This window comes from Nocardia sp. NBC_00565, assembly GCF_036345915.1.
Taxonomy (GTDB): domain Bacteria; phylum Actinomycetota; class Actinomycetes; order Mycobacteriales; family Mycobacteriaceae; genus Nocardia.
In genome coordinates this window covers 6,193,773-6,212,881 of the sequence record NZ_CP107785.1, presented here as the reverse complement: position 1 = coordinate 6,212,881, position 19,109 = coordinate 6,193,773, and the positions used below count along the sequence as shown (strand labels likewise).

At 66.3% G+C, this 19,109-nt stretch carries 19 protein-coding genes and 1 pseudogene; 9 read left to right on the top strand and 11 right to left on the bottom strand.

The window, feature by feature from the left end; genetic code table 11:
• Positions 1 to 52 precede the first annotated feature (52 nt).
• A complete protein-coding gene (locus tag OG874_RS28805) occupies positions 53 to 514 on the bottom strand; it encodes a hypothetical protein (protein ID WP_330250237.1) in 462 nt (153 codons plus the stop codon).
• Positions 515 to 700: 186 nt separating this feature from the next.
• On the opposite strand from OG874_RS28805, the gene OG874_RS28800 reads away from it, so the two are divergent.
• Positions 701 to 2,086 (top strand): cystathionine beta-synthase, encoded by a 1,386-nt coding sequence (locus OG874_RS28800; protein ID WP_330250236.1) that lies wholly within the window; start codon positions 701 to 703, stop codon positions 2,084 to 2,086.
• A gap of 24 nt (positions 2,087 to 2,110) precedes the next feature.
• Here OG874_RS28800 and OG874_RS28795 read toward each other — a convergent pair whose 3' ends face one another.
• Positions 2,111 to 2,584: a DUF4254 domain-containing protein gene (locus OG874_RS28795; protein WP_330250235.1), complete on the bottom strand. Its 474-nt coding sequence runs from the start codon at positions 2,582 to 2,584 to the stop codon at positions 2,111 to 2,113.
• A 600-nt stretch (positions 2,585 to 3,184) separates the two neighbouring features.
• Here OG874_RS28795 and OG874_RS28790 point away from each other — a divergent pair.
• A complete protein-coding gene (locus OG874_RS28790; RefSeq protein ID WP_330250234.1) occupies positions 3,185 to 4,402 on the top strand; it encodes an RNA-guided endonuclease InsQ/TnpB family protein in 1,218 nt (405 codons plus the stop codon).
• Between the two features lie 8 nt (positions 4,403 to 4,410).
• On the opposite strand, the gene OG874_RS28785 is transcribed toward OG874_RS28790, so the two are convergent.
• Positions 4,411 to 5,586, bottom strand: coding sequence for an acyl-CoA dehydrogenase family protein (locus OG874_RS28785; protein ID WP_330250233.1), 1,176 nt, complete (start codon positions 5,584 to 5,586; stop codon positions 4,411 to 4,413).
• Between the two features lie 97 nt (positions 5,587 to 5,683).
• On the opposite strand from OG874_RS28785, the gene OG874_RS28780 reads away from it, so the two are divergent.
• Positions 5,684 to 6,829 carry a cystathionine gamma-synthase gene (locus OG874_RS28780; protein ID WP_330250232.1) on the top strand — a complete coding sequence of 382 codons (1,146 nt, stop codon included), beginning with the start codon at positions 5,684 to 5,686 and terminating at the stop codon, positions 6,827 to 6,829.
• Between the two features lie 107 nt (positions 6,830 to 6,936).
• Here the strand turns inward: OG874_RS28780 and greA are convergent, their stop codons facing one another.
• Together greA and OG874_RS28770 are read right to left on the bottom strand one after the other, a co-directional pair.
• The gene (gene greA, locus OG874_RS28775) at positions 6,937 to 7,431 is read right to left on the bottom strand and encodes a transcription elongation factor GreA (RefSeq protein WP_330250231.1); all 495 of its coding nucleotides are present in this window, start codon (positions 7,429 to 7,431) and stop codon (positions 6,937 to 6,939) included.
• Positions 7,432 to 7,727: 296 nt separating this feature from the next.
• Positions 7,728 to 8,168: a DUF4307 domain-containing protein gene (locus OG874_RS28770; RefSeq protein ID WP_330250230.1), complete on the bottom strand. Its 441-nt coding sequence runs from the start codon at positions 8,166 to 8,168 to the stop codon at positions 7,728 to 7,730.
• A gap of 125 nt (positions 8,169 to 8,293) precedes the next feature.
• On the opposite strand from OG874_RS28770, the gene mca reads away from it, so the two are divergent.
• The 3 genes from mca (at position 8,294) to OG874_RS28755 (ending at position 10,157) form a co-directional block, all read left to right on the top strand.
• Complete coding sequence (gene mca, locus OG874_RS28765) at positions 8,294 to 9,178, top strand: mycothiol conjugate amidase Mca (protein WP_330250229.1); 885 nt, start codon at positions 8,294 to 8,296, stop codon at positions 9,176 to 9,178.
• On the top strand, positions 9,178 to 9,447 hold the full coding sequence (locus tag OG874_RS28760) for a hypothetical protein (RefSeq protein WP_330250228.1): 270 nt from the start codon (positions 9,178 to 9,180) through the stop codon (positions 9,445 to 9,447). Before mca ends, OG874_RS28760 begins: the two co-directional genes overlap by 1 nt.
• 278 nt (positions 9,448 to 9,725) lie before the next feature.
• Positions 9,726 to 10,157 (top strand): hypothetical protein, encoded by a 432-nt coding sequence (locus tag OG874_RS28755; protein WP_330250227.1) that lies wholly within the window; start codon positions 9,726 to 9,728, stop codon positions 10,155 to 10,157.
• Positions 10,158 to 10,184: 27 nt separating this feature from the next.
• Here OG874_RS28755 and OG874_RS28750 read toward each other — a convergent pair whose 3' ends face one another.
• Entirely contained in the window at positions 10,185 to 10,739 is a 555-nt protein-coding gene (locus tag OG874_RS28750) for a GyrI-like domain-containing protein (RefSeq protein WP_330250226.1), read from the bottom strand.
• Between the two features lie 105 nt (positions 10,740 to 10,844).
• Between OG874_RS28750 and OG874_RS28745 the strand changes: the two genes are divergently transcribed.
• Complete coding sequence (locus OG874_RS28745; protein ID WP_330257462.1) at positions 10,845 to 11,747, top strand: serine hydrolase; 903 nt, start codon at positions 10,845 to 10,847, stop codon at positions 11,745 to 11,747.
• Here OG874_RS28745 and OG874_RS28740 read toward each other — a convergent pair.
• From OG874_RS28740 to OG874_RS28725, 4 genes and pseudogenes are all read right to left on the bottom strand, one after another.
• On the bottom strand, positions 11,699 to 12,646 hold the full coding sequence (locus OG874_RS28740) for a LysR family transcriptional regulator (protein WP_330250225.1): 948 nt from the start codon (positions 12,644 to 12,646) through the stop codon (positions 11,699 to 11,701). The genes OG874_RS28745 and OG874_RS28740 overlap by 49 nt on opposite strands.
• A gap of 147 nt (positions 12,647 to 12,793) precedes the next feature.
• Positions 12,794 to 15,109: a GH92 family glycosyl hydrolase gene (locus OG874_RS28735; protein ID WP_330250224.1), complete on the bottom strand. Its 2,316-nt coding sequence runs from the start codon at positions 15,107 to 15,109 to the stop codon at positions 12,794 to 12,796.
• 105 nt (positions 15,110 to 15,214) lie between these two features.
• On the bottom strand, positions 15,215 to 15,409 hold the full coding sequence (locus tag OG874_RS28730; protein ID WP_330250223.1) for a hypothetical protein: 195 nt from the start codon (positions 15,407 to 15,409) through the stop codon (positions 15,215 to 15,217).
• 47 nt (positions 15,410 to 15,456) lie between these two features.
• Positions 15,457 to 15,615, bottom strand: a pseudogene (locus OG874_RS28725) (UDP-glucose 6-dehydrogenase); the annotation flags it as partial.
• Positions 15,616 to 16,059: 444 nt separating this feature from the next.
• Here OG874_RS28725 and OG874_RS28720 point away from each other — a divergent pair.
• Together OG874_RS28720 and OG874_RS28715 are read left to right on the top strand one after the other, a co-directional pair.
• Positions 16,060 to 16,287, top strand: coding sequence for a glycosyltransferase (locus OG874_RS28720; protein ID WP_330250222.1), 228 nt, complete (start codon positions 16,060 to 16,062; stop codon positions 16,285 to 16,287).
• Positions 16,284 to 17,333, top strand: a complete 1,050-nt coding sequence (locus OG874_RS28715; protein ID WP_330250221.1) for an NAD-dependent epimerase/dehydratase family protein — start codon at positions 16,284 to 16,286, stop codon at positions 17,331 to 17,333. The genes OG874_RS28720 and OG874_RS28715 overlap by 4 nt, the downstream gene beginning before the upstream one ends.
• A gap of 682 nt (positions 17,334 to 18,015) precedes the next feature.
• Here the strand turns inward: OG874_RS28715 and OG874_RS28710 are convergent.
• Entirely contained in the window at positions 18,016 to 18,897 is an 882-nt protein-coding gene (locus tag OG874_RS28710; protein WP_330250220.1) for an aldo/keto reductase, read from the bottom strand.
• Positions 18,898 to 19,109: the final 212 nt, after the last annotated feature.

Here is a 19,109-nt window from a genome sequence, read left to right as displayed (position 1 = left end):
AGGTGCCACAAGAACAAATGGTACGGCTTGTTCGCCGGGATGTGCTGGGCTCTCAGGCGGGCACGTCGAAGGTTCCGCGCGCCGGAACGTTCGCGGTGTCCGTGGTGACGGTGACCTCGATCCGGCCGGGGCCGGTGTCCTGGAACAGGGCGTACTGGATGCTGCCGTACAGGCCGGTGACCACGTTGTTGTCGTAGGTGCCCGTCGCGCCGGTGTTCAGATTGCGCCACGCGACGGAGGTGCGGACCTCGCACAGCGGGGCCAGCGGGTAGTTGCCGGGACCGAGCCCGGAGACCGGATCCGCGCGCACATTGAGGACGGCCCGGCCCGGCCAGTCCGGACTGGTGTCGGCCCAGGTGCGGATGGTGGTCCAGCACAGTCCGCCGTGCGCGAGCGTGGGCACCTGCGGGAATTGCACGGTCGCGGCCTGCGCGGGCGCCGCCCCGACGAGTCCCGCGGCTACTGCCGCTCCGGCCAGAACTGTCGCGGCTCGAGCGCTGTTCGGCTGCCTCATGTCGGCGATCTTAAGCGGGTGATCGACGCGCTGCGGACAGTCGCGGTAAGACGCTCCGACGCGACGTGCGCGAACTCACAGTTGTCTGATCTGCGACATTCACGGTGCCCTCCGTGGTTACGCTGTCGCTACCGCCTCCGGGCCCGTCGCGAACGCCGCGGCACCCCTTCTGCAACGATGGGGGGCATGCGCATCGCGGATCACGTCGTTGACCTCATCGGCAATACGCCGCTGGTTCGGTTGAACTCGGTGGTGGGGCCCAACGCCGGCGTCGTTGCGGCCAAGATCGAGTACCTGAATCCGGGCGGTAGCTCGAAGGATCGCATTGCCGTGAAGATGATCGACGCGGCGGAGGTCTCCGGCGAGTTGCGGCCCGGCGGCACCATCGTCGAGCCGACCTCCGGTAATACCGGTGTCGGGCTCGCGCTCGTCGCGCAGCAGCGCGGCTACAAATGCGTGTTCGTCTGCCCGGACAAGGTCAGCGAGGACAAGCGCAACGTGCTGCGCGCGTACGGCGCCGAGGTCGTGGTGTGCCCGACCGCGGTGCCCCCGGATCATCCGGACAGCTACTACAGCGTCTCCGACCGCCTGGTCCGCGAGATCAACGGCGCGTGGAAGCCGGACCAGTACTCCAACCCCGGCGGCCCGGACAGCCACTATGAGACCACCGGCCCGGAGATCTGGCGCGATACCGACGGCAAGGTCACCCACTTCGTGGCGGGCGTCGGCACCGGCGGCACCATCACCGGCACCGGCCGGTACCTGAAAGAGGTTTCCGGCGGCAAGGTCAAGATCGTCGGCGCCGATCCCGAGGGTTCGGTCTACTCCGGCGGCACCGGTCGGCCGTATCTGGTCGAGGGCGTCGGCGAGGACTTCTGGCCCTCCGCCTATGACCCGGCCGTTCCGGACGAGATCATCGCCGTCTCCGACGCCGACTCCTTCGATATGACCCGCAGGCTCGCGCGCGAGGAGGGCCTGCTGGTCGGCGGCTCGTGCGGTATGGCGGTCGTCGCGGCGATCGAGGTCGCGCGCCGCGATCCCGACGCGCTCGTGGTCGTGCTGCTACCCGACGGCGGCCGCGGCTACCTGTCCAAGATCTTCAACGACCAGTGGATGAGCTCCTACGGCTTCCTGCGCGAACGCCTCGACGGCAGTACCGCGGAGCCACTGGTCGGTGACGTGTTGCGCGGCAAGTCGGGTGCGCTGCCCGATCTGGTGCACACCCATCCGTCGGAGACTCTGCGCGATGCGATCGAGATCCTGCGCGAGTACGGGGTTTCGCAGATGCCGGTCGTCGGCGCCGAACCGCCGGTGATGGCTGGCGAGGTCGCGGGCAGCGTCACCGAACGCGATCTGCTGTCGGCCGTCTTCGAAGGACGTGCGCATCTGACGGATTCGGTGGCCCAGCACATGAGCCCGTCGTTCCCGCTGATCGGTTCGGGTGAACCCATCTCATCGGCGACCAAGGCACTGTCGGACACCGACGCGTTGATGGTGGTCGAGGACGGCAAGCCGGTCGGCGTCATCACCCGCCACGATCTCCTCGGCTTCCTGAGCACCGGCAGTATCTGAGTCCACCAGCGGACCTGCTGCGGCCTACGCCGACTGCCGGGCTCGCGAATCGTTGTGCGCGGAACCGGTTATCAGGTCGGTCCAATGGTCGACGAGTAGGGCGAGGCGATACCAGGCCGCGTGCACCCGGTCGTCGGCGACCTTTTCGGCGGTGTGCAGCAGGTGACTGGCGTGCGCGTGGGCGGCGGCCATGCGATCCACGGTCGCGCCGATCGATTCGTCGCGGATGTGCGCGGTGGATTGCCGACGCGGCACCCGGGTGCTCACCCAGTTGTCGATGGCTGTGACGAGTTCGGCTCGGCGGCAATCGATTCCGGCGGTCGCCAAAGGGTCCCGATGGCGTTGCCGGTGCAGTTCGGCGAGTTCGCGCGCCAAGGGCAGCAGGGGATGGTCCTGGTCCGGGTCGGGTGGTTGCCCACCGAACGTACTGACCAACTCGCGCTGGTCGGGCAGGATTGTGACGCCCTCGATAATCGGCGCGCGGTTACGCACGAACATGATGGGCCCCCAGATCGAACGACGGCGTGGACATGGTGCACCTCCGAATTAGCGGTCGGTGCACTCGGATTCGCCGCGTTGATCCGGGCGCTAAACGCCTCCCATACCGTGAGGCCTTCCCGAAACCGAGTGCCGATTCAGCTTCGCCACCTGTCTTGGCGAATCAGTGACATGTAGATGGCACAGCGATGACCGGTAGTAACAATGTTCTCCACCTCGTGCGAGCGGCGCTGTGAAGCGGGCCGACCAGTACGGATGACGCCGAATATGCCAGTTGCCCAGCATGATTCGGCGGACCAGGGCTCGAACGCGGCCAACGTGGATTCCAGCGCCCGCTGATCCGGTCCGACGAAGGCGGGTGCGGTCGGCGCCGCCGAGATCATCTCGAACATGCGATCGTTCATATCGACCGCCGGAGGAAGGTGCGTGCTGAAGATACCGGACGGATCGAGCTTCCGGATCGGATCGACTGTGGCCGAATATTTTTCGGGATCCACGAGTGTGACGAAGACCAAATGCGCATGCAGCGCGAAAACACAATGCCTGCCTGTGCGTACCTAAAGGCTGCCACCCACAAACCGAGAGGCTAATGTCGCTGGTGTGCAGCTCCGTTACCGGTACCGCCTCTACCCGACATCCGGGCAGACCTCGGCACTGGCGCAAGCGTTCGGTTGCGCTCGAGTCGTCTACAACGACGCCCTCACCGCGCGTGAACAAGCACGCGCGGAAGGCGTGCGCGTCACCGACGCGCAACTGTCGAAAGCGCTGACAGAGGCGAAGAGAACCCCCGAACGAGTGTGGCTCAATACGGTGTCGGCGGTTGTGCTCCAGCAGGCGCTCGCCGACCTGGCGACCGCGTACCGGAACTTTTTCGCCTCGGTGACCGGGAAGCGGAAAGGGGCGAAGATCCACCCGCCCCGGTACCGGTCTCGCCGCGACAACCGTCAATCGATCCGGTTCACGGCGAACGCGCGGTGGAGTATCACCGGCGGCGGGAAACTGCGACTTCCGAAGATCGGAGACGTGAATGTTGCCTGGTCGCGGGAACTTCCGTCGGAGCCGTCGTCGGTCACCGTCATAAAGGATGTTAGCGGCCGGTACTACGCAAGCTTCGTCGTCGAGGTCGAGGCGGTGCCGCTGCCGGAGTGCGACACCGAGGTCGGCATCGACCTCGGCCTCGACACGTTCGCTGTCCTGAGCAACGGTAAAACGGTCAGTAACCCGAGGTTCCTGCGTCACGCCGAACGCCGACTGAAGAAGGCGCAACGCGCGCTGTCGAGGAAACAGAAGGGCAGCAGTAACCGAGCGAAGGCTCGGGTCCGGGTCGCGAAGGCCCACGCGAAAGTACGTGACACCCGCGCTGATTGGGCGCACAAGCATTCCACGGCGATCATCGGCGAGAACCAAGCGGTGTACGTCGAGGACCTGTGTGTCAAAGGCTTGGCGCGGACCCGGCTGGCGAAGTCGGTGCACGACGCTGGTTGGGGGCTGTTCACGCGCCTTCTGCAGGAGAAGGCGAACCGGTATGGCAGGTATTTCGGGAAGGTGGACCGGTTCTTCCCGTCATCACAGTTGTGCTCGGTGTGCGGCGCTGTCGACGGGAAGAAGCCACTCCACGTGCGTGCCTGGACCTGTGGTTGCGGCGCGGTCCATGACCGGGACGTGAACGCCGCCAACAACATTCTCGCCGCCGGACGGGCGGAGAGATTAAACGCTTGTGGAGTGCAGGTAAGACCGGGCTCCGGCCGGGCGCAGCGCGTTGAAGCAGGAACCCACCCAGAGCGCCGCAAGGCGCTGGTAGGAATCCCTGACCTTTAGGGAGGACGTCAACGAAATGCGTTCGCGTCGGTGAGCGCCTTTCCGAGCACCAGCTGATGCACCTCCGCCGTGCCCTCATACGTGAGCACCGACTCGAGATTGTTCGCATGCCGCAGCACCGGGTAGTCCAGGGTGATGCCGTTCGCGCCGAGGATGGTCCGGCACTCCCGGGCGATCGCAATCGCCTCCCTGGTGCTGTTCAGCTTGCCCGCGCTGATCTGCTCCGCGAGCACCTCACCGCTATCCTTCAGCCGGCCGATCCGCAGCGCGAGCAGCTCGCCCTTGCCGTATTCGAGCGCCATATCGGCCAATTTCGCCTGGGTCAGCTGGTAGGCGGCCAGCGGCTTGTCGAAGACCTCCCTGGTCCGCGCGTATTCGATGGTCGCGACCAGACAGTCACGCGCCGCGCCGAGCGCGCCGAAGATGATGCCGAAGCGCGCCTCGCTCAGGCAGGCCAGCGGCGACTTCAGCCCGCGCGACTCCGGTAGCACGGCGTCGGCGGGCAGCCGCACATCGTCGAAGTCCAGCTCCGCGGTCACCGACGCCCGCAACGAGAGCTTGCGATGCATCTCACGGGCGGTGAAACCAGGCGTACCCGCGGGCACCAGGAAGCCGCGCACCACCTGCTTGCCCTCGTCCTCGGTCTGGGCCCACACCACGGCGATATCGGCCACCGACCCATTGGTGATCCACATCTTCGAACCGTTGAGCACCCAGTCCGTGCCGTCGCGCTTGGCGCGGGTCCGCATACCGCCGGGGTTGGAGCCGAAGTCCGGTTCGGTGAGTCCGAAACAGCCGAGCGCGCGGCCCGCCGCCATCTCGGGCAGCCACCGCTGCTTCTGCTCCTCGGAGCCGTATTTGTGGATCGCGGTCATGGCGAGCGAGCCCTGCACCGAGACCATGCTGCGCACCCCCGAATCGACCGCCTCGAGCTCCTGGCAGGCCAGGCCGTAGGCGGTCGCCGACATGCCCGCGCATCCGTAGCCCTCCAGATGCATTCCGAGCAGTCCGACCTTGCCGAGCTCCGGGGCGATCTCGCGCGCCGGGAAGGTGCCCGCCTCGAACCAATCCGCGATATGCGGCCGCAACCGTTGGTTCGCGAACGTGCGGACGGTGTCGCGGATCTCGCGCTCGTCCTCGGTCAGCAGGGCATCGATCCCGAACAGTTCATCAACGCTGAGCATGGACCTCAACCTACCGCCGCCGTCGCGACGAAAGCGACGATCCGGTACAACGTGCACCGGCCGATAGCCCGCCGATCGCCGGGTTTAGGCTGGCCCAATGAGTGAGCTGGGATTCTCCACCAGAGCCGTGCACGCCGGATATGACCCCGAAGCACGGACCGGTGCGGTGAACGTGCCCATCTACGCGAGTTCGACGTTCGCCCAGGACGGAGTGGGCGGGTTGCGCGACGGCTACGAATACGGCCGCACCGGCAACCCGACCAGGACCGCGCTGGAAGCGAACCTCGCCGCGCTCGAATCGGGCCGCTACGGACGGGCATTCGCCTCCGGCATGGCCGCCACCGACTGTGCGCTGCGTGCGACGCTGCGCCCGGGTGACCACATCGTCATCCCGGACGACGCCTACGGCGGCACCTTCCGGCTGATCGACAAGGTCTTCAGCCAGTGGGGCATCGAACACTCGCCCGCACATGTGTTCAACGTCGACGAGATGCGTGCCGCGATCCGGCCCAACACCAAGCTGATCTGGATCGAAACCCCGACCAACCCGCTGCTGAGCATCGGCGACATTCCGGCGCTCGCCGAAGTGGCGCACAGCGTCGGCGCGAAGCTGGTGGTGGATAACACCTTTGCTACGCCGTACCTGCAGCAGCCGCTGCTGCTCGGCGCCGATATCGTCACGCATTCGACCACCAAGTATCTGGGCGGGCATTCCGATGTCGTCGGCGGCGCGTTGATCACCAACGATCCGGAACTCGACGCCGCGTTCGCCTTCCTGCAGAACGGTGCGGGCGCGGTCCCCGGCCCGTTCGACGCCTTCCTCACCCTGCGCGGCACCAAAACCCTCGCGGTGCGGATGGACCGGCACTGCGACAATGCCGAGACCATCGCCGAATTCCTGACCAGGCATCCGGCGATCTCGCAGGTCATCTACCCCGGCCTCGCCGAACATCCGGGTCACCTCATCGCCGACAAGCAGATGAAGCGCTTCGGCGGCATGATCTCGGTGCGCCTGCACGGCGGTCGGGCCGCTGCGCACGACTTCTGCTCGCGCACCAAGATCTTCACCCTCGCCGAATCGCTCGGCGGCGTGGAATCGCTGATCGAGCATCCGGCCGCGATGACACACGCCTCCACCGCGGGTTCGCAGCTGGAGGTACCCGACGATCTGGTCCGGCTCTCGGTCGGCATCGAGGATGTCAGCGACCTGCTCACCGACGTCGAGCAAGCACTCGCCGAGTAGTAGGAGAAGGCATGACGAAGCGGCCGCACCCGGTACCGGGTGCGGCCGCTGGTGTCTTGGGGGGATACCGGCCGGGCTCCGCGAGCAGAACGCCTCGGCCGCGGCGCTCAGCTGTGGTAGGGCTCCGCGCTGACCAGCGTGACCTTCATGGTCTTGCCGTTGGGCAGCGTGTACTCACGGGTGTCGCCGACCTTGGCGTCGATCAGCGCGCGACCCAGTGGGGACGCGGGCGAGTAGGTCTCGAGCTTCGAATCACTCAGGCCTTCTTCGCGGGTCGCGATAAGGAAGGTCTCGGTATCGGACTCGTCGCCGTCGTAGTAGACCTTGACGACCGAACCCGGCAGTGCGACGCCGGACTTGGTGGGTGCGACGCCGACCTTGGCGTTGTTCAGCAGCTCCTGGAGTTGCCGGATGCGCGCCTCCTGCTGACCCTGCTCTTCACGCGCGGCGTGGTATCCGCCGTTTTCCTTGAGGTCGCCCTCTTCGCGGCGTTCGTTGATCTCGGCAGCGATGACCGGACGATTGGCGATGAGCGCGTCGAGTTCACCCTTGAGCCTGTCGTGCGACTCCGGGGTCAGCCAAGTCACTTGCGTCTCAGTCATCTCGATCACTCCCTAGTAGTTGTTCCCGGCCAGGCCGGGTTCCCTGATCCGCTGCAGTGCCCACAGGGGGCGGGCACGCACCAGCCGACGGCTAGTGCCATCCTGGGGAAGTTCATCGAACCCCGACAGGCTTCAGGTCCGGCAAACTCACATACCCGGAACTGACAGCGCTGGCCGCCAATGCAGCAAACACGGCTCCGAGCCCCGGAACCGTGTATCACGCTATTTTAGCATGAATCACAAACATGCAGGTCGGAGTTTGTTTTGCCGACGCCGCGATGGTGTATTGCCCGGAATCAGCCCGCCCGCAGGTACTTCGGGACGTCGGCACTGCAGCCGTAAATGCTGCTGGAGACGGGGCGGGCGGAGGCACGGACGGTGGTGGTCAGCTCGATGGTGCCGCTGTTGGACGGTTCGATCAGCACCTCGCGGCGGCCCAATTCGGATCCATCCCTGGCCATGGCGCGCACGAAACACACCACCGGGTGCTGGGGATCTTTGCGGGTGACCTTGAGGTGGACCGACATCGTGGAGTCGTCGACGACGGTATAGCCGAGCTGTTCGGCGTCGATATCGTGCGGGCCGTACTTCTGGAAGCCGATGTAGGCGACCCCGAGTCCCGCCGCCAGCACGACCGCGCCGAGTGCCAGCGGAATCCAGCGGCGTGTCGGGCGTGGCGTGGTCCCGTACCGGTCGGCACGTCGGTCGACGGGCGCGGTACCGGGGGTTTCGGTCATGCGGTATCGCTCCCGGGGGGTACGTCGGAACAAAAGTCTGTCGAATGGAACTATAGGGACTGGCAGATCGGACCCCCGCGGCGGAGAGTACGAGGTATCACGGTGGTTGATGAGGTGAACGAGACGTGAGCGGGTTTCGGCTCATGGCGGTTCATGCGCACCCCGACGACGAATCCAGCAAGGGTGCCGCGACAGCCGCACGCTATGCCGACGAGGGCCACGACGTCCTCGTCGTGACGCTGACCGGCGGCGAACGCGGCAGCATCCTCAATCCCGCGATGGACACCCCCGGGGTGCTGGAGCGGATCGAGGAGATCCGCCGCGAGGAGATGGACGCCGCGGCCGCCGCGCTCGGTGTGCGACAGACCTGGCTCGGTTTCGTCGATTCCGGCCTACCCGAGGGCGATCCGCCGCCGCCGCTACCCGAGGGCTGCTTCGCGTTGGTCCCGTTGGATGAGGCCGTCGAGGCGCTGGTCCGCGTGGTGCGCGAATTCAAGCCGCACGTGATGACCACCTACGACGAGAACGGCGGCTACCCGCATCCCGACCATATCCGCTGCCACGAGGTATCGATGGCCGCGTTCGAGGCGGCGGGCGATCCGGAGCGCTTCCCGGACGCGGGCGAGCCGTGGCAGCCCCTGAAGATCTATTACGACCACGGTTTCACCATGGCCCGCCTGGATGTCTTCAGCGCGGAATACGAGCGGCTCGGCGAGCCGTTCCCGCTCAAGGAGTGGCTCGACCGGATGCGGAGCTACCGCCAGGGCCGCGCCGACGGGATAAGCCGGGTGACCACACAGATCGACTGCGCCAAGTACTTCCCGCAGCGTGACGACGCCCTGCGCGCGCACGCCACGCAGATCGATCCGAACGGCGTGTTCTTCGCGATTCCGATGGAGCTGCAGCAGCGGCTGTGGCCGACCGAGGAGTTCGAACTGGCCGAGTCCAGGGTCGAGACCACGCTCCCGGAGACCGACCTGTTCGCCGGTATCGGGGAAGAGCACCGGTGATGCTGGCTCTGCTCGCCCAGACACCGGGTACGCCCACCGGACCCGAGTTCGGCAAGGCATCGCCGCTCGGTCTGGTGATCATCCTGGTGCTGCTCGCCGGGACCGTGCTGCTGGTGCGGTCGATGAACCGGCATATCAAGGGTCTGCCTGCGACCTTCGAGCCCGAGCATCCGGAGCCGGACCAGGCGGCCGACGAGGGCACCGAACCCGGTATCGCCCGACTCGACGAGCCCGACACCGAGTCCGACGATCGGCCCGATAAGACCTGATCGCACCTGCTTCGAACAACGGCCGCCCGAGTTTCCGGGCGGCCGTTGTTACATTTGCGGGCGCTATTTCGTCATTGGGTAGTTGCGGCACGATCCACGGGCCGCAGGTGCTTTCGGGCACTGTCGCGACGTGAGGGATATCACATTCGAGGATCTGCGCGCTGAACTCCCGGGCCGGGTGCTGGTGCCGGGCGATGAGGAATTCGATGCGGCGGCGCGGCCGTGGTCCACGGCGGTCACCCAGCCGGTTGCGGCGGTAGTGCGGGCGGGTGACGCAGATGACGTCGCCGCGGTCGTGGCCTACGCGCGTCGTGCCGGGGTGCCGGTGGTCGCACAGCCGACCGGCCACCGAGCCGTACCTGCTCTACGTGCTCGGCCTCGGACTGCCGCATCTGGCCGATGCCGTCAAGGCTCGGCGGAGCGAGGTCGTGGACGCGACCCTGCATTTTCCGATCGGCGATCTACCCGGCCCGGCGGCCGCCATGGTTCATCTCACCGAGGTGGTGGCGCACGCGGTCGATATCGCGGTGGCCATCGACCGCCCCGACCTCGCCGACGATGAGCTCTGTGCCGAACTATTGACCACCATGCACGCACAGGGCGGGCTCGCCAGTTTCCGCAAGCCGGGCGTCTTCGACGAGGAAGTCGCCGTGCCCGCCGACGCGCCTGCGCACCGTCGGCTGCTCGGCTATCTTGGACGATCCTGCTGATCGCTTGCCGCACAGCCGCTTTCGCGACTATGTCCGGGTTACTGGATGGCGCAGGATGGTGCGGGTGTTCGCGGCGGGGGATTTGCGCGGATCCGAGAGATAGATCTCGTGATGGCGGCCGTTCATGGCCAACCCCTCGGCGGACATGAACGCGTCCATGCGGGCCAGTGTCTCCGGTTCGGTCGCATACGGTCCGATGTGCATGACCTGGATCGCCGCGCCCTCGGTCAGTCGCTCGAACTGCGCGCCGGACACCATCTCCGCGGTGACCACCTCCGGCATCCGGATCATCAGTTTCCAGTGCCACTGCTCACGCGGCACCGTCAGCGGCGGCGCGTCGGAATTCACCCACCACAGGCCCTCCAGCTTCGGTACCACGAAATCGTGTCCGTCCGCCTCGGCGAGCTTCTTCGCGCCGTAGGCGGTGCGATACAGCGTCTGCACCGCATCCGTGTACGCCTCGCCGCCGGGCGCGCCGGAGCCGGTGGCGGTCAGGTAGTCGTAGGCGTCGAAGATGCGCAGTTCCGGGTGCGGGGTGGCGTCGTAGTAGTGCTTGTCGCTCTTGGCCAAATCGATTTTCATCGCCTGTCCTTCCGGTCGAAGTATCGGACCGTGACGAGCGTGAACCCTCCATCGGCGGGAGAGTCAAGGTGACGGTGAACGATCCCGTGTGGAAGTTTGGCAGTCGTGGAGGAGATCTTCGGTAAGGTCGGCGTGCGCGGTTGGGTGCACGCTCGATGTTTCGACTGTGCCGGTGACGCGGGGTCGGGCGCGGACGAACCGGTGGTGCTGGCCTCGGTGGTGAAGGTGCCGCTGGTGCTGGAATTCGCCCGTCAGGTCGTCGCGGGCCAGCTCGACCCGACGGATCGGGTGCGGGCCACTGCGCCGGACCGGCTCGGCGGCGTCGGGACGGCGGGCTGTCTGGACGATGTCGAATTCAGCCTGCGCGATGCCGCGTTCTTCGCACTGTCGTTGAGCGATAACACCGCCGCCGACCTGCTGTTCGATCGCGTCGGCCTGGACAATGTGCGCTCGCTGGTCCGTGAATTGGGCCTCGTCGATACTCGGATCGTCGGATCGCCCAGCTACATCGTCCAGACGATGGCCGAGGATATCGGCGCATCCGATACGGCCGAATTCGCGCGCCGCTTCCCGACTTCGAGCGTATCGGAGGTGCTCGGCACCCGCGCCATGGATCCGCTGCGCACGACCGGCAGCACGGCGCGCGATATGACCCTTCTGCTCACCCTGCTCGGCCAGGATCGCGCGGGTGCCGCCGAGGCCTGTCGCTGGGTGCGTGAACTCATGGCGCAGCAGGTCAATTGGCACCGGCTCGCCGCCGCCTTCGCGCCGGAGGTGACGGTGTGGGGGAAGACCGGATCACTGCCCTCGATCCGCAACGAGATCGGCGTTGTCGAGTACCCCGGCGGAAGTCGTTATGCCGTCGCGGTTTTCACCAGGGCCGATACGCTCGTCCAGCGGCTGCCCGAAGTGGATCACGCGATCGGCGAGGCCGCGCGGCAGGCGATCCACCGCATCGATCACGATCTGCCGAAGACGACATTCCACGGTCGCTGCGCCACCTCCTGAGCGGGCGCGGGCCGCGACGCGCCGTCGCCCTGGATCACCGTCACGATCAGCTCGGCGAGCTCGCGCACCAGTGGATGTGGTGCCGCCGCGGGCCAGGCCAGCGAGAGCCGCCAGCTCAACGCGTCGGTCAGCGGGCGCCAGACGACGCGCGGTTCCTTCTGCGCCACCATGCCCTGGTCGAAGGCGACGCCACGGCCGGAAAGCACCATGCCGAGCACGAATTCGGGATTGCGCGCGTGCTGGACGCGGGTCGGCCGGAAGCCGTGCTCCCAGCAGGTGCGCAGCGTCGCGTCATAGAGCCCGGGCGCGGCGGCCCGCGGAAAGATCACCAGACCCAGCCCGGCCAGGTCGGCGAGGGCGAGCGCGGAGCGCGTCGCCAGCGGCGAATCGCGCGGCAGCACCACACCGAGCGGCGTGTGCACCTCGGGTCCCAGCTCGAGACCGACCACATCGACCGGATGCTGGAGCAGTCCGGCATCGAGCTGACCGTCGGCGAGCAGCCGGATCTGCTCGGCGGTGGTCAGTTCCTGCAGATCGACACGGATATCACGACTTTCGAACGCGGTGAGGATCGCCGCGAGCATCCGCCCCGCCAGCTCGGGCGGAACCCCGACTCGTAGCGCATCGATCTCACCCCGATGCGCCTTACCGACCAGCCGTTGCGCCCGATCCCACCGGGCGAGCAGATCGCGGGCTTCGGCCAGCAGGATCTGGCCCGCCTCGGTGAGTTCGACGCGCCTGCTGTCGCGATCGAAGAGCCGAGCGCCGAGATCCTGCTCGAGCTTGCGGATGCGCTGGCTCAGCGGCGGCTGCGCGATGCCGAGCCGTTCGGCGGCCCGGCCGAAATGCAGTTCTTCGGCCACGGCGACGAAGTACCGCAGCTGCCGCAAGGAGTCCACGCTGCGACGATATCGTTCCCGCGCGACCGTCTGTGGGCGTCATCAGCCAGCCGTAGGTGTCGAAGATGCGGGCGATGGCGGTATCGGTGCCGTGGCTGCGGCGGTGCGCCGACACGAGCGCTTCCGCGTAACGTCCGTGGCGATCGGTCAGCGTGGCGGAAGTGCCGCTTGCTGCGGGCTGGGTGCGTCGAATGAGGGTGGGGCGTCGGCTTCATCGGAACCGAACGAAGGTTCAGGGTCGGGTCCCAGGGTGAAATCGAGGTGGCCGCCGGTGGTGGTCCAGGATTCCGGCAGCCATGCCTTGGTCGTGTCCCTGCCATCGACGCGGAGGGCTTGGACGTATCGGCCGCTACCGTCGGCGTCGATGGTGATCTGCTGACCGGAGGAACGGTGCACCACGATCTCGGAGAAGGCGGGTGCGTGGACGAGCAGTTCCGCGCGGCCGGGAATGACGGGATAGAGGCCGAGACAGGCCCAGACGTACCAGGCCGAGAGGGTGCCGAGATCGTCGTTGCCGACCAGGCCGTTCGGGTGTGGGCCGAACAGTTCGGTGCGAGCGCGATGGACCACGTCCTGGGTGCGGTAGGGGCGTCCGGCCCACGCGTACAGCCATGGCGTTTGCAGGGATGGTTCATTACCGAGGTAGGCGAACGGTTCGTGCGGTCCCGCATTCAGTTTCGTGAAGAACGTGTCCAGGCGTTCGGCCGCCCGGTCGCGTCCGCCCATCATCTCGAACAGCCCGCGCACGTCGGCGAAGACCATCCAATGGTATTGCGCGCCATTGCCTTCCACGTACCCGTCGGTGCCTGCCGGATCGAAGGCCGCGGTGAACGTTCCGTCGGCGGCGCGGGGCTGCAGCCACCCGGTGGCGGGATTGAACAGTTGTTGCCAGCCGTGTGCGCGGCGCAGGAACTTGTCGGCACTCGCCCGGTCGCCCAGGCGATCGGCAAGTTGGGCGATGCCGAAGTCGGCCATGCCGTACTCCAAGGTGTCGGAGACCTGCCCCGGCACATAGCCGAGCCGCAGGTATTCGTCGTTTCGGGGGCGCTCGGTGTAGCCGGACTTCTCGCCGACCCGCTCGGCGCCGGCGATCATCGAAGCGAGCGCACCCGGGGCGTCGAAGCCGCGAGCGCCGAACGCATACGCGCTGGCGATGGCCGAGTGGTACGGATCGCCGTTCATCACGCCGGTGATGGTGTTCTGATGCGACCATCGGTCCCACACGTCACCGATCACCGCTGCGTTGTCGAACATGGATTGAGCGATATCGGAGGCGACGTCCGGGGCGAGCCACGCCAGCAATTGCGTTTGACTGCGATAGATATCCCAGCCGGAGAAGGTCGCGTAGTGGTGGTGTCCCGGAAGCACTTGGTGGAGGCTGTCGTCGAATCCGATGTAGGCGCCGTCGACGTCGTCGAAGATATACGGCTGCAGAAATACGTGATACAACGCGGAATAAAAGGTGCGCAGCTGGTCGGGATCGCCGCCGGTGACCTCGATCTGGGAAAGTCTGCGCCGCCACGCCGTACGAGCCTCCGATCGGACCGATTCGAAGTCCTGCGAGGCGATCTCGGCCGCGAGATTGCGCTGTGCGCCCTCGACGCTCACATACGACAGTCCGGCGCGCATCTGAACCGGCGTAGCGGAGTCGAACTGCAGATAGATGCCGCTGCCGAGCCCGTTGGCGACCAGTTCATCGCGATCCGTTGGCGTGGTCGGGGCAGCTCCGCGCACGATGGTCTCGCCGGGGTGCACCTTATCGTCGGTCCAGGTGCCGTACGCGGTGAACGGGCGATCGAAGACAGCTTGGAAGTAAACCTGGTAACGGCTTGGTGCTCCGCAAAACCCGCCTGTCCGCACCCAGCCGGAGACGGTATTGTCCCGAATGACCGCCGCTGCGTCGTCGACGCCGTTGACCGAACCCGTGATATCGAGCAGCAGTGTGCCGGGCTTGTTCGCCGGGAACGCGAAGCGTGCGACGCCGGCCCGGGTCGATGCGGTCAGCTCGGTTTCCACCCCGGCGTCGGTGGTGAGCCCGTAATATCCGGGTTCGGCCTGTTCATTGCGGTGGTCGAAGGTCTGCACATAGCCGTGCACCGCAGGTGAAACACCGATCGCGCCGGAGATCGGAAGAACCGGAAAGTCCTGCGCACCAGTGCAACCGGGGCCGGAGATGTGGGTCATCGAAAACCCGTGCAGCCGGTTGTCCTCGTATTTGTACCCGCCGCCTGCCGTCCGAACGGTGTCCGGGCTCCACTGCATCATTCCGAACGGTGTGACCGCACCGGGGAAAGTCATGCCGCCACCACCACCGTGCCCGAAATCGGTTCCGCCGTCCTGCGTGCCGACGAACGGATTCACCTGCGCTATCGGATCGTTGGCCGTGGTCTCCGCCCCGGCAGCGACCGGGACCAGCAGCGACAGCAACGGAACGACACAGCAGACAAGGCGATGTGTCGACATTCCTCTCCTCGATCAGCGTTGACAACGTACGAGCGGACCGACGACGCTTGACTCACCCACGGGCGTCGACCTCGAGACCCAACCGATGACGCCGAGTTCATCCTGTCAGCGTGCGACGATTGCGCGGCTCCGACACACCAGCAGGGCGTATCCCGCGATGCGTTCGAGATCGTTCCGGCGCTCGTCGAGCAGGTCATCGGGGGGTTCGACGGCGGTTCCCGGCATGGCGATATTCGCTCCCAGCAGCGACTCGCCGCACGCCTGGGTTGCTATCTCGGCCACCTTGGTTCGGCGGCGCATATTGATATGTTGTCCACATCGCGCAGGAACGCCATCGCATCGCCGGCGCCCCAGTTCGGCTGGGTACCCACCGGCACCGTGGACTTGCCGATGATCACCGACGGCCGCTCGAGCAGCGGTCCCAGTGTGTCTACCACGGCGTGCACGTAGCGCAGATCGGTGCCGTGCCGTCCCTTTTTCTGCGGCGTGCCGACGCCGACGAAATACCGGCGTCTGTCGAAGCAGAGATCTGAAGGAGACCAACGATATTCTGAAATCGGCCTCGAATTTCATTGCGCGGGAACTCGATCCGCAGATGTCCTGCGGGTTCATCGATTCCGAACGTGCAACAACGGTCGACTCGGCCTATGCCGACTCAATCATGCAGACCGGCGAAAAGGCCGGTTCGATCCAGCGCTGCCGTCGTGTGAAACATGTCCGACCCCTTCATCATTCGAAAACGGGCATGCGGAACCGCGAGATCGAAGCATACTCCAGCTGCTGTACGCATCCGATTTCGAAGAAATTGTTCTCTGGTCCGATCCAGACCTTTTACGGCATCGAATACGCGTACGGTGTCCGACCCGATGTACCAAACGGATGGCGTAACACGTTGACTACCAGAATGGCGGGAATCTGCTATGCCGACTCGAAATTTGCCGGTGGGATGCATGAAGCTGTCCGTCCTGATGCCCATCTACAACGAGTTCGCGACACTCAGCGGCGCTGTGAAAGCGGTGCCGGCGGTCGACTACCCGTGCGAGATGGAATTGGTCATCGTCGAGCAGGGGGCTGGCGAGCAGAGGTTCGGTTTACCGCGGCTGCGGCAGGCCGCGCAGCGATTGGGCGATCGCCATCCCTGGTGGTGGACGTTCAGCATGAACCTGGCAGTGCGGTGAGGACCCGTCGGGTACCGGGCGGTCATGTGGTCGTCACCGGTGCGGCCGGGTTCATCGGTTCACACCTGGCCGAGGCGTTGCTCGCCGAGGGCAGGCATGTCCTCGGTGTGGATCGGCGGGACCCGGCCAGCAGTCGGACAGCCGCTGCGAACCTCGAATTCTGCCTCGCCGCACCCGGATTCACGTTCATTCCGGGTGACCTGAACCAACTGTCCTTGGAGCCGCTGGTCGAGGGTGCCGATACGGTTTTTCATCTCGCCGGTGTGCCCGGGGTCCAACCGCCGTGGGGTGTCGAGTTCTGCGACTACGCCATGTCCAATGTGGTGGCGACCCAGCGGCTCGCCGACGCCTGCGTGCGAGCGCGTGTCCGTCGCCTGGTTGTGGCGTCGTCCTCCAGCGTGTACGGCAATGTCGGTCGCGGGATGCTCAGCGAGGACGGTCCGGCGCGTCCGGCCTCGTCGTACGGGGCAACGAAATTGGCGGCGGAGCGGTTGTGTCTGGCTCACGCCGAGCGGCCCGATGCGGCCACCGGTGTGGTGGCCTTGCGCTATTTCACCGTGTACGGGCCGCGGCAGCGCGCGGACATGCTGATCCACCGGGTGTTGCGGGCGGCGTTGGACGGCATACCGATCCGGGTCCACGGCGACGGCTCCCAGCGGCGTGACTTCACCTACGTCGAGGATGTCGTCGCGGCAACCGTGACGGCCGGGCGTATCCCGGCCGGTGCCGAGGTTGTCAACGTGGGCGGCGGCTACGGCAGCACCTCGATTCTGGATGTCGTGGCGACCGTAGAACGGCTCACCGGTCGTTCGGTTCGGGTCGAACACGGTCCCGCGTGCGCGGGTGACGTCACCGAGACGCGCGCCGATCCCGCCAGGGCCCTCGCCGTGCTCGGCTGGCAACCGCGCACCACGTTGGCGCAGGGCATCGCCGCGCAACTCGGCTGGCTGACGCGCCAGGCGCCCACCCTGACGGGGGCGAGGCGAGTGGGATTACAGACCGTATCGCCCTGGTCGTCAAGGGAGATGTCTACGCCGCGCTCGTGATCGGCGGTCCGCTGACTTTCCTGAGGTGGATCACGCTGCGTGCCATGGCTTCTGGAGTCGCCGATGACAGTGCGTACGCGGCCCGGGTTCGTGCGGCGCTCGAGGTGAACCTGCGGCAGGCGCTGGCTGCACTGCTCACAACTGACGACCGCACGCTGGTTCACGCCGTCGACGTCCATCGGCGCTGGAATCAGGTAGCGGGCTACTCGCGACTTCTGTTGTCGGCGAAGCAGAATCGGGTTCGGGAAGTGAAAGCTACTGAGGGGGTGGGGTTTCGATGTCCGGATGTCACAGGGTTGCTCGGAAGGGCGAACCGCTGCTGCGGGGTTGTCGGCAGGGGCGGTATATAGGCGATCGAGGCTGCAGTGATGCACGATCGGATTCGGGTGTGCGCCGACCCGTTCGCTGCCGACATCCTGCGCTCGAAGTTCCAGTGGCCGGCCCCGCGCAGCTCTAGTCGGTGGCACGGTTGGGGAGTTCGCTGGTTCGGTTCAGGGTGGCAGCCCAGGTGGCGAGGCGTTCGAGGGCGTCGGTGGTGGGGCGTTCGGGGGTGCGATGTCGATGGCCGCCGCACTGGCGGTCCCGTCCCTACTGGACTCGGGCCAGCGCGGCATGGTCACCTGACCTGTCCGTTCCGGTCACCGTGGTGGCCGCGGACACCCGGCTCGCACCGCAGCCTGGGTTACGCCTCGGGAATCTCGCGGCCGTACGCCTCGAGCGTGATGCTGTCCGGCTCCGGCCCGCCGCGCACTCCGGTGTCGAGTGCGTCGATCACGGCGAGTTGTTCGGTGGTGAGTTCGAAGTCGAAGACATCGAAGTTCTCGGCGATGCGAGCGGGCTTGGTCGACTTCGGAATCACGGACCGGCCCTGCTGCAGATGCCAGCGCAGCATCACCTGCGCGGCGGATTTGCTGTGCGCACTGGCGATTTCGAGCAGCGTCGGGTCGTCGAAGGTGCGCCTCTCGGCATCGCGATAGGAGGTGATGCCACCGATCGGCGACCACGCCTGGGTCAGGATCCCGTGTTCGGCGTTCACCTTTTGCACCGCGGTCTGCTGGAAGTACGGGTGCAACTCGATCTGGTTCACGGCGGGCACCACGGACGTCTCGTTCAGCAGACGGTCGATGTGCTCGGGCATGAAGTTGCTGACACCGATCGCGCGCACCCGGCCGTCGAAGAGCAGCTGCTCGAGCGCCCGGTAGGCGTCGAGGGTGAGATCGAAGCGGCTCGGCAGCGGCTGGTGCAGGATCAGCAGGTCGAGCTGGTCGACGCCGAGCTTGCCGGCGCTCTTGTCGAAGGCGTGCAATGTGGCGCCGTAGCCGTAGTCGCTGATCCAGACCTTCGTCTCGATGAATACGTCCTCGCGTGCGACGCCCGAGCGGCGGATACCTTCGCCGACCTCACGCTCGTTGAGGTACGCGGCGGCGGTGTCGATATGGCGGTAGCCGCGGTCGAGCGCTTCCTCGACCGCGGCGGTCGTGGCGTCGGGCGGGGTCTGGAATACACCGAGGCCGATGGCCGGCATGTCCACGCGGTTGTTCAAGGTGATCTTGTTATGGGCCATGCCTCCACGGTAGGTACGGATCGGCGCAGGTGGCAGGTTCTGTCAGAACCCCCTGGACGTGTCGCTCACGTCGTGAGCTTGCCGATGGCGGCGGAATACGTCGATGTGGGTGACGAGCTCACCGATCAGGTCAGGTGATGGCGCACTGATCACCATGTGCTGGCCCACGAGCCGGGACTCGGATGGGCGAGGGCCTATGTGGTGATCGCCTG

What these genes read in the sequence shown, in the direction of transcription:
- OG874_RS28805 (WP_330250237.1), bottom strand. Translation starts at nt 514, where the DNA reads ATGAGGCAGCCGAACAGCGCTCGAGCCGCGACAGTTCTGGCCGGAGCG.
- OG874_RS28800 (WP_330250236.1), top strand. Translation starts at nt 701, where the DNA reads ATGCGCATCGCGGATCACGTCGTTGACCTCATCGGCAATACGCCGCTG.
- OG874_RS28795 (WP_330250235.1), bottom strand. Translation starts at nt 2,584, where the DNA reads ATGTTCGTGCGTAACCGCGCGCCGATTATCGAGGGCGTCACAATCCTG.
- OG874_RS28785 (WP_330250233.1), bottom strand. Translation starts at nt 5,586, where the DNA reads ATGCTCAGCGTTGATGAACTGTTCGGGATCGATGCCCTGCTGACCGAG.
- OG874_RS28780 (WP_330250232.1), top strand. Translation starts at nt 5,684, where the DNA reads ATGAGTGAGCTGGGATTCTCCACCAGAGCCGTGCACGCCGGATATGAC.
- greA (WP_330250231.1), bottom strand. Translation starts at nt 7,431, where the DNA reads ATGACTGAGACGCAAGTGACTTGGCTGACCCCGGAGTCGCACGACAGG.
- OG874_RS28770 (WP_330250230.1), bottom strand. Translation starts at nt 8,168, where the DNA reads ATGACCGAAACCCCCGGTACCGCGCCCGTCGACCGACGTGCCGACCGG.
- OG874_RS28760 (WP_330250228.1), top strand. Translation starts at nt 9,178, where the DNA reads ATGCTGGCTCTGCTCGCCCAGACACCGGGTACGCCCACCGGACCCGAG.
- OG874_RS28755 (WP_330250227.1), top strand. Translation starts at nt 9,726, where the DNA reads ATGACGTCGCCGCGGTCGTGGCCTACGCGCGTCGTGCCGGGGTGCCGG.
- OG874_RS28750 (WP_330250226.1), bottom strand. Translation starts at nt 10,739, where the DNA reads ATGAAAATCGATTTGGCCAAGAGCGACAAGCACTACTACGACGCCACC.
- OG874_RS28735 (WP_330250224.1), bottom strand. Translation starts at nt 15,109, where the DNA reads ATGTCGACACATCGCCTTGTCTGCTGTGTCGTTCCGTTGCTGTCGCTG.
- OG874_RS28730 (WP_330250223.1), bottom strand. Translation starts at nt 15,409, where the DNA reads ATGCGCCGCCGAACCAAGGTGGCCGAGATAGCAACCCAGGCGTGCGGC.
- OG874_RS28720 (WP_330250222.1), top strand. Translation starts at nt 16,060, where the DNA reads ATGAAGCTGTCCGTCCTGATGCCCATCTACAACGAGTTCGCGACACTC.
- OG874_RS28710 (WP_330250220.1), bottom strand. Translation starts at nt 18,897, where the DNA reads ATGGCCCATAACAAGATCACCTTGAACAACCGCGTGGACATGCCGGCC.